15 protein-coding genes and 1 pseudogene are annotated in these 13,315 nt (G+C 69.8%); 12 read left to right on the top strand and 4 right to left on the bottom strand.

Translation table 11 applies throughout. The features are described from left to right. The first annotated feature begins 155 nt into the window (after positions 1 to 155). Positions 156 to 812: a DUF5701 family protein gene (locus ACTWQO_RS43730; protein ID WP_443242954.1), complete on the top strand. Its 657-nt coding sequence runs from the start codon at positions 156 to 158 to the stop codon at positions 810 to 812. Between the two features lie 303 nt (positions 813 to 1,115). On the opposite strand, the gene ACTWQO_RS43735 is transcribed toward ACTWQO_RS43730, so the two are convergent. Further along, positions 1,116 to 2,345 (bottom strand): GNAT family N-acetyltransferase, encoded by a 1,230-nt coding sequence (locus tag ACTWQO_RS43735; RefSeq protein ID WP_443242955.1) that lies wholly within the window; start codon positions 2,343 to 2,345, stop codon positions 1,116 to 1,118. A 193-nt stretch (positions 2,346 to 2,538) separates the two neighbouring features. Between ACTWQO_RS43735 and ACTWQO_RS43740 the strand changes: the two genes are divergently transcribed. Both ACTWQO_RS43740 and ACTWQO_RS43745 read left to right on the top strand, forming a co-directional pair. Then, positions 2,539 to 3,165, top strand: coding sequence for a helix-turn-helix domain-containing protein (locus tag ACTWQO_RS43740; protein WP_443242956.1), 627 nt, complete (start codon positions 2,539 to 2,541; stop codon positions 3,163 to 3,165). A 112-nt stretch (positions 3,166 to 3,277) separates the two neighbouring features. Continuing rightward, positions 3,278 to 3,502 (top strand): DUF5302 domain-containing protein, encoded by a 225-nt coding sequence (locus tag ACTWQO_RS43745; protein ID WP_443242957.1) that lies wholly within the window; start codon positions 3,278 to 3,280, stop codon positions 3,500 to 3,502. A 312-nt stretch (positions 3,503 to 3,814) separates the two neighbouring features. On the opposite strand, the gene ACTWQO_RS43750 is transcribed toward ACTWQO_RS43745, so the two are convergent. Then, entirely contained in the window at positions 3,815 to 4,087 is a 273-nt protein-coding gene (locus ACTWQO_RS43750; RefSeq protein ID WP_443242958.1) for a hypothetical protein, read from the bottom strand. A 133-nt stretch (positions 4,088 to 4,220) separates the two neighbouring features. On the opposite strand from ACTWQO_RS43750, the gene ACTWQO_RS43755 reads away from it, so the two are divergent. After that, complete coding sequence (locus ACTWQO_RS43755; RefSeq protein ID WP_443242959.1) at positions 4,221 to 4,562, top strand: NADPH-dependent FMN reductase; 342 nt, start codon at positions 4,221 to 4,223, stop codon at positions 4,560 to 4,562. Further along, positions 4,463 to 4,717 (top strand): hypothetical protein, encoded by a 255-nt coding sequence (locus ACTWQO_RS43760; RefSeq protein WP_443242991.1) that lies wholly within the window; start codon positions 4,463 to 4,465, stop codon positions 4,715 to 4,717. Before ACTWQO_RS43755 ends, ACTWQO_RS43760 begins: the two co-directional genes overlap by 100 nt. Positions 4,718 to 4,832: 115 nt before the next feature. Here ACTWQO_RS43760 and ACTWQO_RS43765 read toward each other — a convergent pair whose 3' ends face one another. After that, positions 4,833 to 4,937, bottom strand: coding sequence for a ferredoxin (locus ACTWQO_RS43765; RefSeq protein ID WP_443242960.1), 105 nt, complete (start codon positions 4,935 to 4,937; stop codon positions 4,833 to 4,835). A gap of 196 nt (positions 4,938 to 5,133) precedes the next feature. Between ACTWQO_RS43765 and ACTWQO_RS43770 the strand changes: the two genes are divergently transcribed. The 4 genes from ACTWQO_RS43770 (at position 5,134) to ACTWQO_RS43785 (ending at position 9,293) form a co-directional block, all read left to right on the top strand. Beyond that, positions 5,134 to 5,925, top strand: a complete 792-nt coding sequence (locus ACTWQO_RS43770) for a thioesterase II family protein (RefSeq protein ID WP_443242961.1) — start codon at positions 5,134 to 5,136, stop codon at positions 5,923 to 5,925. A gap of 5 nt (positions 5,926 to 5,930) precedes the next feature. Next, positions 5,931 to 7,262, top strand: a complete 1,332-nt coding sequence (locus ACTWQO_RS43775) for a cation:proton antiporter (RefSeq protein ID WP_443242962.1) — start codon at positions 5,931 to 5,933, stop codon at positions 7,260 to 7,262. A gap of 843 nt (positions 7,263 to 8,105) precedes the next feature. After that, entirely contained in the window at positions 8,106 to 8,687 is a 582-nt protein-coding gene (locus ACTWQO_RS43780; protein ID WP_443242963.1) for a GNAT family N-acetyltransferase, read from the top strand. A 42-nt stretch (positions 8,688 to 8,729) separates the two neighbouring features. Beyond that, on the top strand, positions 8,730 to 9,293 hold the full coding sequence (locus tag ACTWQO_RS43785) for a cysteine hydrolase family protein (RefSeq protein ID WP_443242964.1): 564 nt from the start codon (positions 8,730 to 8,732) through the stop codon (positions 9,291 to 9,293). 505 nt (positions 9,294 to 9,798) lie between these two features. Here the strand turns inward: ACTWQO_RS43785 and ACTWQO_RS43790 are convergent. Continuing rightward, positions 9,799 to 11,118: a LuxR C-terminal-related transcriptional regulator gene (locus ACTWQO_RS43790; RefSeq protein ID WP_443242965.1), complete on the bottom strand. Its 1,320-nt coding sequence runs from the start codon at positions 11,116 to 11,118 to the stop codon at positions 9,799 to 9,801. Between the two features lie 583 nt (positions 11,119 to 11,701). Here ACTWQO_RS43790 and ACTWQO_RS43795 point away from each other — a divergent pair. From ACTWQO_RS43795 to ACTWQO_RS43805, 3 genes and pseudogenes are all read left to right on the top strand, one after another. Then, positions 11,702 to 11,788: pseudogene (locus ACTWQO_RS43795) on the top strand (hypothetical protein); the annotation flags it as partial. A 15-nt stretch (positions 11,789 to 11,803) separates the two neighbouring features. Beyond that, positions 11,804 to 12,391, top strand: coding sequence for a hypothetical protein (locus ACTWQO_RS43800; RefSeq protein ID WP_443242966.1), 588 nt, complete (start codon positions 11,804 to 11,806; stop codon positions 12,389 to 12,391). Between the two features lie 54 nt (positions 12,392 to 12,445). Continuing rightward, positions 12,446 to 13,066 carry a hypothetical protein gene (locus ACTWQO_RS43805; RefSeq protein WP_443242967.1) on the top strand — a complete coding sequence of 207 codons (621 nt, stop codon included), beginning with the start codon at positions 12,446 to 12,448 and terminating at the stop codon, positions 13,064 to 13,066. Positions 13,067 to 13,315: the final 249 nt, after the last annotated feature.

Here is a 13,315-nt window from a genome sequence, read left to right on the forward strand (position 1 = left end):
CCCACCCACAGCCCCGCCGGCACCCGGCACACCCCCCCACCGCACACCACGCCCGCTCGACACCCACTCAAACCCAGCCAGAAAATCACCGCCACCCACCCCACCACACGATTCACTGACCGCCATGGCCCAACCCGCGCGAACCGAGGAGTACCTTGCCCGACACGTCATCAACCGCCGCCGTCTCCCCTCTCCCGCCGCTCGCCACCCAGGCAGAACACCTGATCGACCTGGGGGTGCACGAGCTCGCAGGGGTACCCGCCGACCAACTACGCACCTTCGCCGCGAACGCCGAGAACGCCGGCAGTGACACCCTGCTCGCCGTCCACCCGGACCACGCCCCCGCCTCCGCCCTCGCACCACTGCTCCGCCACGACGGCAAGCCCGGCTTCGTCGTCACCGACATGCCCGACGCCGACCACTTCGCCCCCCATGCCGTCGACCTGCCCGACGCCCCCCTCTACCTCGTCACCGGCCTCGACCGGGGCGATGACCTGGCCAACTGGAGCCCCGACGAGGCACTGCCCGCCCTGTCCAAGGCCGACCGCACCCCGCTGCTGCTCACCGAAGGCATCCACTGGGTGCTCCAGCAGCCCGCCATCCTCGAACGCAACCACTGCTTCATGACCATCAGCTCCCGGCTGCGCAAGCCAAACGGCACCCTCGACGCCCGCACCCCCGTCATCTGGATCAGCAACGGCACCGGACGCGACGGCCCGAAACGACGCAACGCCCCAAAGATCGGCTGGTGCTGGTGGGGCAACCGCCACACCTGGCTCGGCATCGCCTCCACCACCGGCCGCAGACACTAGAGCTGTTACCGCGTAGGTTCACCGGCATGGCGTGGCAGCATGCCCAGTCCGACGATTCATTCCCGGACCGCTCGGCCGTGGACGAGCCAGCGGTGGCGGGGCAGTTCCTCGTCGAGCTGCGGCACGGGGAGCCAGGTTGTCCGGCCGTTCGTGACGGCGCCCGTTCCAGCCCGGCCGCCGTCGCTGCCGTCTCCGCGCTCCTGGCCACGCCCACGCCCACTTACCCCTTCGCGCGTCGGGAGCATCCGCCCCGACGGGTGACTGTGGGCTAACGGAACTTGTGCAGGGTCGGCGAGCGCGCGGTCAGAACCAGTGCAGGCAGTGCGGGGGACGCTCGGCGCGGAAGAGGGCGTCAGCGAGGGTGGCCGCACCCGGGCGGTGGGCCCGGATGTGTCCGGCACGCACAAGCGTGCTCGGGGCGGTGCCGCCGAGGTAGACCGAACCCAAGTCGCTCACGTCCAGGGACAGGTCTGGCTCCCGATCCGTCGGAACGCAGTCGGCCTTGCCGTCCCGGACGGTCAGCAGATAGCGGCCGTGTTCGCCGAGGAACGGGTCGTCGATGTCGAGGACGAGGTCGCCGTCCATGAACCAGCCGCGCGCGGTCAGAGCACGCGGGACGTCCAGCAGCCGCACCCACAGCCAGTCCATGTCGTCGCTCACCTCGCCGGCGCGGAAGTCCGCGAGCTGCCAGCGCACCGGGTGGTCGGGCGGGACGTGCTGGAACACGATCTGAGAGACCAGGTCGTGTCCGAGTGCGAACCGGGCCAGGGCCGTGAAGACGGCGTCGTCGGTGGTGATGGTCTCGTCGACGGTCAGGGTGCCGGACTCGACCGAGTAGCTGGCGTAACCGTCCGGGACGCCGTCGGCGTCCCGGTGGACAGCGATGTGGCGCGGCGCCGGCGAGATCGGGGGCTGCCCCGCGCGCAAGGCCCACCAGCGGTGCGGCCGGGACAGCGCGCCGGGCTGGGCGCGGCGATAGCGGTCGTAGACCTCTTCCAGGATCTCGCCGCACTCGGCCCGACGCAGCACCTCGACCGAGCCGTTGTCCGAGCCGGCCGCTGGGTCTCCCGCCACGGTGCGGGCCCGGGGAACTGCGAGGGCGGCCTTGTGGCGCGGCACCGTCAGCCGCGCCATGTAGGTCGCCGGTCCGTAGCCGAACCTGCCGTAGATCGGGGCCTCAGAGGCCAGCAGCACGGAAAGGAGCTCCCCGCGGGCCCGCAACTCGGCGAGCTTGTGCCGCATCATCGCGCTGAGCACGCCCTGGCGCCGGTGGGAGGGCAGGACGCCGACGGCGGTCACCCCGGGGGCCGGGACGAGGGTCTCACCAGGCAGGGTGAGTTCGAAAGGGTGTGTGGCGGCGGTGCCGACGGGCCGCCCGTCCGCCGTCAGGGCGAGCAGGCAGCGGTCCATTTCGAGCGCCGACCACCAGAGCCCGCCGCCCTCGACCGGGGTTTCCGGGAAGCGCCCGAACGCGGCATGGACTGTGTCGACGAAGACGTCGAGATCCTTGTCGGTCGTGGAACGGATCTCCATTGCCGCCGCTGCCTCCTCGGAATACCGGCACCACGACTCGTGGCGTCCCGCCACAGTGCAGCGTTGACCCGTGGCCCGGTCAAACAAATTACAGCTCAGCCCGCGGCCGGTCACAGCACAGCCCGGTCCCAGCCCGGCGCCGGGGGTGAGTGCGGCGGTCGGCTCGGCGGCGATCGGGAGCCATACTGGGGGCGTGGACGATCTTGCGGGCTTCCTGCGGACCCGACGTGCCCGGGTCGACCCGGCGGTCGTCGGCATCCCCACCGACCGCCGCCGCCAGGTCGAAGGGCTGCGCCGCGAAGAGGTCGCGCACCTGGCCGGAGTCAGCGTCGACTACTACGTACGTCTGGAGCAGGGCCGCGCGACCCAGCCCTCCGAGCAGGTCCTCGACGCGCTCGCCCGCGTCCTCGGCCTCGACGAGACCGAACGCGGGCACCTCTACCGGCTCGCGCGGCAGCGCCGCCGCGCGAAGGCGCCGGGCGGGCGGATCCGGCCGGAACTGCTGCGCGTCCTGGTCGCCGACGCACCCGCGCTGATCATGGACCACCGCCTGGACGTGCCCGCCGGGAACCGCCTCGCCGGGCTCCTCTACCGCCGACCGACGCCGGGCCTGAACACCGCCCGGCACATCTTCCCTGAGGAGGCCGAGCGCGGCCTTACGCGGACTGGGAGAAATGCACCCTCGACGTGGTCGGGCACCTGCGCCTGGCCGCCGGGAATACTCCGAGGACCCCCGCCTGCCTCGCTCATCGGCGAGTTGGCGATGGGCAGCGAGCGCTTCCGCTCCTTGGTCTCGCCCATGGAAGTTCCCTCCAGATGACACCACTGACGTCACCGCGAGCGAAGGGGCAGCCCCACTGGGAACCGCTAGAAAACGAGTTGACTTCATCGGATCATGGGGTAAAAAAGCTGAGGACCTATGGAGGTAATGCGTGACTGATACGCAGGAGAACGACGCGGCCGAGAACGAGCCCGGGACCGGGCCCGCGGCCGGGAACGAGCCCGAGGACGAGGCCAAGCGCAAGTTCCGCGAGGCCCTGGAGCGCAAGTCCCGCGTCGCCAGGTCCCAGCAGGCACACCAGGAGGGACGCCAGAAGATCAAGGGCCTGGGCGGCCCCAAGGGGCAGAGCCGGAATTTCCGCCGCAAGTCCGGGTGAGCCCCCTCACCGCACCCGCACAGCCCGCCGTGATCCCGCACCACCGGATCACGGCGGTTTCTTTTCTGCTCCCCCTTTTTTCGAGTGCGGCTTGAGAATCCCTGGAGAAATACTCGACGCGGCACCGGAATTCAGGCGCAGGCCAACCGCGTCCTCAGCGCGGAGCCGGGCGTCGAGAGCGCGGCCCTGCTGACCGTGCGCTACGCGGACGCAACCGTCGCGTCGATCGACCGTAGGTGGGGCCCGGCCAGGCCGCTGGGGACGCCGGCGGGCCGGACATGACCTTCATCGAGGACCGGGCGAGCGTGGAGTTCACCGCCGCCCCGCGCTGCTGGGCGGATTCGACTCCGCCGCCTGCCGTGAACGGTGGGAGACCCGCGGGGACGACCCGTACGCCGTCGTGCTCGGCGAGTTCATCGCCGCGGTCCGCCGGGGCGAGGGCGCGGGCCCGGACGGTGCGGCAGGCGTGCGCACGCGCGGATCATCGGGGAGGCCCGTGCAGCGGTACGCACCGGCCGGCCCGTCGAGCTGTCCGTGCCGCAGACCGTGCTGCCGTAGCGCGGTCTTCGCCTGGCTGGTTCGCACCGTAGGTTCCGGCGCGCCCAGGCACCCTGTTGACCTTGCCCATGACCATGTCGCACCTGGAGACACGCATGACCACCATGGGCATCGCCCTCAGAAGCACCCGTCCCGGCCGCGTCGGGCCGCAGATCGCGGAGTGGGTCGAGAAGACGGCCCGGGCGCGCGAGGACGCGATTTCGAACTCGTCGACATCGCCGACTACCGCCTTCCGCTGTTCGACGAGCCGCGCTCGCAGCGGACGGGCGCCTACCAACACGACCACGCCCGCGCCCAGGCCACCAAGATCGCCGAGCTCGACGGATTCGTCTTCGTCACCCCCGAGTACAACCGGTCGATCCCGGCGTCCCTGAAGAACGCCATCGACTTCGTCTACCACGAGTGGACAACAAGGCCGCCGGCTGCGTCGGATACGGCAGCCAGGTCAGCGGCTCCCGCGCCCTCGACCACCTGCGGCACATCGCCTCGGCGGTCCAGCTGACGGCCGTACACACCCAGGTCAACCTGTCGCTCACGACCGACTTCGAGACGTTCACGACCTTCGCACCCGCCGAAGGCCATGAGGCGACGCTCCAGCAGCTGCTCACCGAAGTGGTCACCCTGACCGACGCGCTCGCACCGCCGGGCCGGGCCTGAGACACCTGGCACGGCCCGCCTCGCCGACGGCAGACGGTTCCTGTCCGCAGGGAACCGCCTGCCACCGGTCTTCTTTTGTTCCCGAAGTGATATCCGAGCGGATCTGGACCTGAATTCAAGTGGTGCCACTCGACGTGCTTTTCACGTCGAACACCTCCGGCGCGATGAGCACGCACTGACCCGCGCCGACGCGCCGGTCGGTGTCTACGGCTATCTTCACGGCGATCGCCTCCTACGGGTGAACGGCAGACCGTCGGCCATGATGCCAAGACGCACGAAATCGACGTCACCGCGCGGGCGAACCGATGGCACTTCTCCAGCGAAACTCAAGGCCACTTCCATTCCCGGCACGTTCAGTAGGGCGAGTGCCATGCATGAGCGTGCCAACGGACGATTCCCGGAAGGAATTTCTGGCCGTGCCTCAAACACCGGAACCGTTCGGCAAATGGGTCCGTCAATTCCACCCGGCGCCGGACAGCAGTGTCCGCCTCGTGTGCCTGCCGCACGCCGGCGGATCGGCGAGCTTCTACTTCCCGCTGGCCAAGGGGCTCGCCCCCGCGGTGGACGTGCTGGCGGTGCAGTACCCGGGGCGGCAGGACCGGAGCAACGAACCCCACATCACCGACCTCTCCGAGATGGCCGACCGGATCTTCGCGGCGATACGCCACCTCGACGACCGTCCACTGGCGCTGCTCGGGCACAGCATGGGCGCCGTCCTCGGCTACGAGATCGCGCTGCGGATGCAGGATGCCGGACTCCCCGCGCCCGTACGGTTCTTCGCCTCCGGCCGGCGCGCCCCGTCCTGTGACCGCGGCGAACAGGTCGACCCGAGGACGGACGACGAGATCCTGGCCGAACTGCTCAGACTGAGCGGCACCCCCGCGGAGGTGCTCGCCGACCCCGAGCTACGGGAACTGATCATGCCTCCGATCCGCAGCGACTACCAGGCCGTCATGGCCCACCGCTTCGCACCCGGCCGCAGCCTGGACTGCCCGGTGACGGTGCTCACCGGGGACAGCGACCCGCGGGTCTCGCTCGCCGAGGCGGTGGCCTGGGAGGAGCACACCACCGGCCCGACGGAGCTGCACGTGTTCCCCGGAGGCCACTTCTTCCTCGCCGAACAGAGCACCCCCGTCACCCGGCTCCTCGCCGACCGGCTGGCCCGCCAGGACGCCGTCGCGCCGTGCCCAGCCCGGATCGCGAGGTGACCGGCATGAGCTCCGCGCCGGTACCGACCCTGCCCCACCACTCGCTGCTGGTGTTCCTGCTCCAGGTGGCGGTGCTGCTTCTGCTGGCCACGGTCCTGGGGCAGGTGGCCGCGCGGTTCCACCTGCCCGCGATCGTCGGCGAGCTGCTCGCCGGCGTACTCCTCGGCCCCTCGCTCCTGAGCCACGTATGGCCGGCTCTCGCCGACTGGCTGCTGCCCAAGGACCCCGGCCAGCTGCATCTGCTCGACGCGGTGGGGCAGCTGGGTGTCGTGCTGCTGGTCGGCATCACCGGCATGGAGCTGAAGTTCGACCTCGTCAGGCGGCGCGGAGCCACCGCGGTCCGGGTCAGCCTCGCCGGTCTGCTGCTGCCCCTGGCACTCGGCGTCGGCGTGGGCTTCCTGCTGCCCGCCTCGCTCATCCCCGGCGGCACCAGCACGACGGTCTTCTCCATGTTCCTCGGCGTGGCCCTGTGCGTCACCGCGATCCCGGTGATCGCCAAGACCCTGATCGACATGAACCTCCTGCACCGCGACATCGGCCAACTGACCCTGGCCGCCGGGGTCTTCGACGACGCCGTCGGCTGGTTCCTGCTCTCCGTCGTGTCGGCGATGGCGACGGCCGGACTGAGCACCGCGACGGTCGCCGCCTCCCTGCTTTACCCCGTGGCCGTCGTGGCGGTCGCCTGGCTGGTGGGCCGCCCCGTGGTGAAGCGGGCGCTGCGCGCGGCCGGCCGCTCCGCGTCGCCGGCGCCCACCGTCGCGGTGGCGACACTGATCGTGCTGTTCGGTGCGGCGGCGACGCAGGCGCTGAAACTGGAGGCGGTCTTCGGCGCCTTCGTGTGCGGTGTACTGATCGGCACGAGCGGCGAGTTGGACAGCAAGAAGCTGGCCCCGCTGCGGACCACCGTCCTCGCGTTCCTCGCACCGGTCTTCTTCGCCACGGCCGGCCTGCGGGTGGACCTGTCCGCGCTGGCCGTACCCACCGTCCTGGCCACGGCCTGCGCGGTGCTCGCCGTGGCGATCCTCGGCAAGTTCGCCGGCGCCTACATCGGCGCGAAGATGAGCGGACTGGGCCGCTGGGAGGCCCTCGCGCTCGGAGCCGGCATGAACTGCCGCGGAGTGATCGAGATCATCGTGGCCATGGTGGGCCTGCAACTGGGGATACTCGGCCCCGAGACGTACACCGTCATCATCCTCGTCGCGATCGTGACCTCGCTGATGGCGCCACCCATCCTCCGCGTCGCCATGGCCCGGATCGACGAGAACGCCGAGGCGGAGATGGGCCTGGCCGGCCCCAGGCCGCGCGAGCTGACGTCCCCGCCGACCACCTCGGTGTGAAGGGGCGCGAGGTGACGCGAGCGGTGACCGGGACGGCCGGCGGCGGACAGCTGCCGGCCGTCAGCGACCTGCCGCCGTGCACTGGGACCAACTGCTGTTCAGCGCCAAGGAGTCCGTCTACAAGGCGTGGTTCCCGCTGACCGGGGACCACTCGACTTCACGGACGCGGACCTCGAGTTCCGGGCCGCCCCGGGAACGCCGCCGCACGGGGGTTTCCAGGCCGCGCGGCTGATCCCCGCGCCCCTCGTGGGCGGCCGGCGGATGACGCACTTCGAGGGGCGGTGGACAGTACGCCAGGGCCTGGTGGCCACCGCCGTGAGAAGCTGTGTCAGAACCGGTGATCTTTGACGTTCTGTGACTGGTGCCGGCCGGTGAGTCCGGGCACTGCGAGTCGCAACAGCGGCCGGAATCGACCGTGTTGGCCTGGCGTCCGGTGATGTTGGTGTGTGAGGTGGACTGTGGGTGCGACGCCGAGTCCGGGTTCGACGTCACCTACCTGCGCACCAACACCCTGCTGTCGAACGCGCTGTGGTGGCTCTCCATGATCCGCGACGAAGGCCGTGTCTAGGGAAGCGAGCGGCCCCCGGCAAGACCGTGCCCGCGGACACCTTCGGCATTGTCCGCGTCGCCGCGCTCGCCCTTACACAGCACGGTCACGCTGGCCACGCCTACATCCACAACGGGCCGTAGGCGCTCACCACCCGTGAGCAGGCGGAGATCCTTGCCGATGTTCCGGGACGGCGGGAATCCCCTGGCGGGAGGGGTGTTCAGCACTCGATGGCCGTAGGTTCGGTGCTGGTAATTGCGTTGTCGATCTAGTGATGCTGAGGCAGCATCACGGTCATGGGACAGCCTGCTGATGTGCTTCGCTTTGACCAGGTCGAACTGCGTCGGTGGCGTGTCGACGACATCGAGACCCTGCATCGGACGATCACCGAGTCGCGTGATCACCTGCTGCCATGGATGCCCTTTGCGGCCACCCACGACCGGAAGCAGGGGGAAGGGTTTCTGGCCTACTCCGAGGAGCAGTGGGGCACGGGGCAGGAATACAACTACGCGATCACCTCGGGTGGAGTGGTCGTCGGCAGTTGCGGATTGCATCGCCGGATTGGACCTGCCGGTCTGGACATCGGGTATTGGCTCCATCACGCGTGGACGGGGAAGGGGTTGGCCACTATGGCCGCGGCTGCCCTCGTACAGGCGGGACGGGACCTGCCGGGCATCGATCGCATCGAAATCCACCACGACGCAGCCAATTCCGCGAGTGGTGCGGTCGCCCGCCGCTTGGGCTTTACCGAGGTTGAGCGCATACGGGTGCCGGGTGGGCCGGAAGCCCCTGGCGAGACGGGTGTCCAAGTGAGATGGCGCCTGCAGATTGGGCCGAGAAGGACCAGCGGCTCCGTAACTGACGCGCGGCTCGGTTGATCCGACTCGCTCTTGTTCTTCCACGGAGAAGGGACAGCAGGCATGGCGAACAGTGCACTTCTGGTGATGGACGTCCAACGGGACGTCGTGGCCATCGCCGACGACGGTTCCGGATACGTGCCGCGCTTGCGCAGGGCGATCGACGGTGCCCGGGCTGTCGGCATCCCCGTGATCTACGTGGTGATGGGGTTACGGCCGGGCGATCCGGAAGTCAGCCCTCGCAACAGGGTGATGACCAACGTCGTGCGGGCCGGCCTGTTCACCGAGGGTGCCCCTGGCACCCAGATCCATGACGACGTCGCGCCCCAGCAGGGCGACGTCGTGGTCACCAAGAGGCGGGGGAGCGCGTTCTCGGGCAGCGACCTCGACTTGGTGCTCAGGGCTCGCGATATCGACAGCCTTGTTCTCACCGGCATCGCCACCAGCGCTGTAGTGCTGTCCACCCTGTGGCACGCCATCGACCTGGACTTCGGCCTCACCGTCCTGGCGGATGCCTGCCTCGACACCGACCCCGAGGTGCACACGATGCTCACCGAAAAGCTGTTCCCGCAGTGGGCAGACGTCCTCGCCGTCGAGGACTGGCTCAAAGCCATCGGACCGCAATAGCGGAAGGCCGTCCTGGCGTGCAGGGCAAGCCGACATCGCCTCCCGCCGGCCGGGAAGAGGTCAGTCGACGGAGTTGCCCGGGCCTGGGTGAGGGTGCCAAGCGGCTCAGGCCAGCGTGGAAGCGGTCCCCATGCCGCATGTGAGCTGCGACGCGGGCAGCGTTGGGCACCCCTTGTCCCCACGCCCGTTTTGGGGCTCGCCTCGGCGGTACGCCATACAAGTTCGTCGACACTTGGGACCGCTACCGGTGGCCTGGGGCCATGGCGCACCACCCGGCGTGGGCCGAAGCGTCGGCGTCCTGCGTCGGCTGCGGAACCCCGGCCCGGCGATGCGCCCGGAGTCCACCTCACACCACCAACATCACCAGACAACGAGCCAACATGGCCGATTCCAGCCCCTGTTGTGACTCGCAGTGCCCGGACCCACCGGTCGGCACCAGTCACAAAACGTCACAGATCACCGGTTCTGACACAGCTTCTGAGCCCGCAGACCTGACGGGTCCTCCTCAGCGGGCCCGCGCGTTCCCGACGGCCGGGGCCGGAGGCTGGCTCCACGCCCGCGTCAGTTCCACCCGCGAGGCTACATTCATCTTCCGGAATATCTTCTTCAGGTGGAAGGCCACGGTGTGGCCTGAGATGAACAGCCGCTCCCCGACCTGGGAGTTGGTGAACCCCTGACTGACCAGCTCGGCCACCGCGGCCTCGGTATTGGTCAGTGAGTTCGTGTTCATGCTGTCCAGGTCGGCATACGTCGGATAGCGGCCCCGCCGCACTCCGAGCGAGCGCAGCCGGCTCACGGCCCTGCGGGCATCGCGGGGAGCGGCGGAATCGGCGTACCCGTCCACCGCCGATTCCAGGGCCTCGACCGCCCGCTGGCGCTCCGCGGGCCGGGCGGCGAGGAGTTTTCCGGCGTCTTCCCGGGCGGACGCGGCGGCCCAAGGGTCCAGATGCGCGGCGGCGGCGGCGAGGACCCGCTCCGGATTCCTTTCCAGCAGTCCGCCGGCGTGCACCGCCGCCGCCGACACGGACCGCAGCCCGCCGTTGCGCGCAGCGAGCGCGCAGGCCTGCGAGACCACCCGCCGGGCGAGCGCCTCGTCGCTCAGCTTCCGCGTGGCCCTGACGAGCCAGGCGGCCGCGGCGGGCTGGGACGCCAGCAGCTCCAGCAACAGCCGGTCGTCCGTGACGATGCCCACGACGAGCTGGGCCGCGCTCAGCGCGCCGCCCTGCACCTCGAGGAGCTGGGCCGCGGCCCAAGCACACTGACTCGGCCGGTGGGCCCTCTGGCCGAGCAGCGCGCAGTCGCGCAGCTGGTTCGCGAACTCCGCGCTCACGCCCGTGTTGCCCTGTCGCAGGGCGCCCAGCGCCATCACGGTGTGCGCATCGGGCAGAAAGCGGTGGGGGCCCGTTCGCCGCGCCCGGCGGACGCCCTTGCGCGCGAGATCGACAGCGGCGGGGACGTTTCCCTCGGCCAGCGCGAGATCCGCCGCGCACAGCAGCGAAGCCACCGCCAGGGCGCCGTAGGCCTCGGGCCGTGCCGCCGTCAGCTCGTCCACGTCGGCAAGCGCCCGGGCACCGGCGGAAAGATCGCGGATACCGACCAGCAGTGCAGCGTGCCAGATCTTTGCCAATCCCTTGCAATTTCCGGTGCATTCGGGTTCGCTGTGGCCGGCGGCCTTCGCCGCGCGAATGCTTTCTTCGAGATCACCGCGCGCCCAGGCGGAAAAAGAGGACTCGGACAGGCGGGCTGTTTCGCATGAGCTGCTCCGGCAGACGCGCATGTCGGAAAAGGTCGGGGGCAGCCGCGAGCGAAACGGAGAATCGAGCATCACATCTCCTGTCATGGGATCCATGCCGTCCGAGCGGGGTTTGCTGCGTGGACCAGAGTAGGTCGCAGGTGCGGCAGCGGCGACGCGGGACGATGCGGGGTAAGAGAGAACTCGACCGGAACACAAGCGCCTTTCGAGTGACATTGCCGGGTGCGGCGACAGCATGGAAGCCGTCCAGAGTTCACCGGTGAAGATGAATACCGAGGTGGCCACCTTGAGTGCAGGGCGGCGTCGTTCAGACGGTGTGTCCGGGTTGATGGGGCTTCAGGAGCTGGGGCAGGACCGCGGGGTGGTCGCCGGGGGCTGACGCGGAGGCAGGCACGACTTCCGGTGATCATGAGGTGTCGAGTCCCTGATCACCACGACGGAAGACCGTGCCTGCCCGCTCAACCTCGCTCATCCCGGGCCCTCTGGGCCAACTCACCGGCGCCGCACCGACCGCCCCCGATGACCTCTCCGGCCTGCTGACCTGCCTGGCTCAGGTGCCCGATCCCCGGCGGGGCCAGAGCCGACGCCACCCGCTCGCCTTCGTCCTGTCCCTGGCCGCTGCGCGGTCCTGGCCGGAGCGAAGTCCCTGGCGGCGATCGCAGAGTGGGCCGCCGACGCCCCGCCGCACGTCCTGGCCCGGGTCGGTGGCCCATGCCGGGAGCCGGACCGCGGCCCCGTCGCCCCGGCCGAGGCCACCGTGCGCCGTATCCTGCAGCGCATCGACGGCGACGCGCTGGATACGGACGTCGGAAGCAGGCTCGCCGGGCGCGAACGCGCCGCCGGCCAGGAGGAGAACGACAGCGACCGGCCTCTGCCTTCCCTCGCCGTGGACGGCAAGACCGTGCGCAGTGCCCGCCGCACCGACGGCACCCAGGTCCACCTGCTCGCCCCAATGACGGGGACCGGCCTGGTCACCGCACAGCGCGAGGTGGACGGCAAGACCCACGAGACCACCCTGCACCGGTGGCTGAAGGCCCTGCCCTGGCGGGAGGTGCCACTCCTGGACAGGACCCGGGCCACCGCGCACGGCCGCGACGAGATCCGCCGGATCAAGGCCGCCGCCGTCACCAAGATCGCGTTCCCCCACGCGGTGCAGGCCGTCCAGATCGTGCGTCGCCGACGGATTGTCACCACCGGCAAGGTCGCCCCGGAACGCGTCTACGGGGTGACCGAGCAGACCCCGCGGAGCTCGCGAGTGAGTGCCTGCGAGAAGCGGCACGCCATGCGAGGAAAGCCTGACGCATCGCAGCGACGGTATCGAGAAACGCGCCCCTCCAGGATGTGATGGGGCGGCGCTAACGTGGGGGCCGAGGCATGTGGGGCAACGGGGGGAGAGGCGATGGGGAAGCAGAGATCTCGGACGACGGAACCGTCCGCGAAGCCCGAATCGGGCCGCGCGCTGGTGCTGCGGCGATTACGGCTGTTCGTGGTGCTGGCACTCGCCGCGTGGGGTGTCGTCGTATCGCTCGCCCTGCTCGCGGCGATGGCACAGGGACACTGCGGACCGGACAGGACATGCGGCGGCAGGGGCTATCTGATGCTGGGCCCGTGGGGCATCGTCGCGGCGATACTGATCGACGGCATGAAGTCGAGGCAGCGACGGCAGACGGGCCCGGTGGTCATGGTCTTCATCATCGAAGCCTTGCTTGTGGGCGCGACGCTCGTCTTCGCCTGGCCCGTCTTCTTCACGGAGGCTCCGTGGCCATGGCGAGTCTTCATGGGAATCCTCGCCCTGCTGGGCGCAGGCGTAACGGGCTGGTTCGTCTCCCTCATGTTGAAGACCGGCCTGAGGGAATCCGTACGACGCCAGGTCTGGGTGCAGGACATACAAAAGGCCGAAAATCGCCGGATATACATCTATCCACAGACACGCCAGGAGCGCACCAACGCCACCGTGCTCCTCGTCCACACCGTGCTCGGCCTGTGCGTGGGTACCGCTCTGGGATTCCTCTACATCTGAGGCGGGTGGCGTCGGCCCTGGCCCCGCCGGGGATCGGGCACCTGAGCCAGGCAGGTCAGCAGGCCGGAGAGGTCATCGGGGGCGGTCGGTGCGGCGCCGGTGAGTTGGCCCAGAGGGCCCGGGATGATCGAGGATGAGCGGGCAGGCACGGTCTTGCCTCGTGGTGATCAGGGACTCGACACCTCATGATCACCGCCAGAACCGGCGGCGACGAGGCCTTCGCTCTCGGTGGCGTCGACGGCAGGGGGT

The sequence above is a fragment of the Streptomyces sp. 4N124 genome (assembly GCF_052245395.1).
Classification (GTDB): Bacteria; Actinomycetota; Actinomycetes; order Streptomycetales; family Streptomycetaceae; genus Streptomyces.

What these genes read in the sequence shown, in the direction of transcription:
- ACTWQO_RS43790 (WP_443242965.1), bottom strand. Translation starts at nt 11,118, where the DNA reads ATGCTCGATTCTCCGTTTCGCTCGCGGCTGCCCCCGACCTTTTCCGAC.
- ACTWQO_RS43775 (WP_443242962.1), top strand. Translation starts at nt 5,931, where the DNA reads ATGAGCTCCGCGCCGGTACCGACCCTGCCCCACCACTCGCTGCTGGTG.
- ACTWQO_RS43805 (WP_443242967.1), top strand. Translation starts at nt 12,446, where the DNA reads ATGGGGAAGCAGAGATCTCGGACGACGGAACCGTCCGCGAAGCCCGAA.
- ACTWQO_RS43785 (WP_443242964.1), top strand. Translation starts at nt 8,730, where the DNA reads ATGGCGAACAGTGCACTTCTGGTGATGGACGTCCAACGGGACGTCGTG.
- ACTWQO_RS43780 (WP_443242963.1), top strand. Translation starts at nt 8,106, where the DNA reads ATGGGACAGCCTGCTGATGTGCTTCGCTTTGACCAGGTCGAACTGCGT.
- ACTWQO_RS43735 (WP_443242955.1), bottom strand. Translation starts at nt 2,345, where the DNA reads ATGGAGATCCGTTCCACGACCGACAAGGATCTCGACGTCTTCGTCGAC.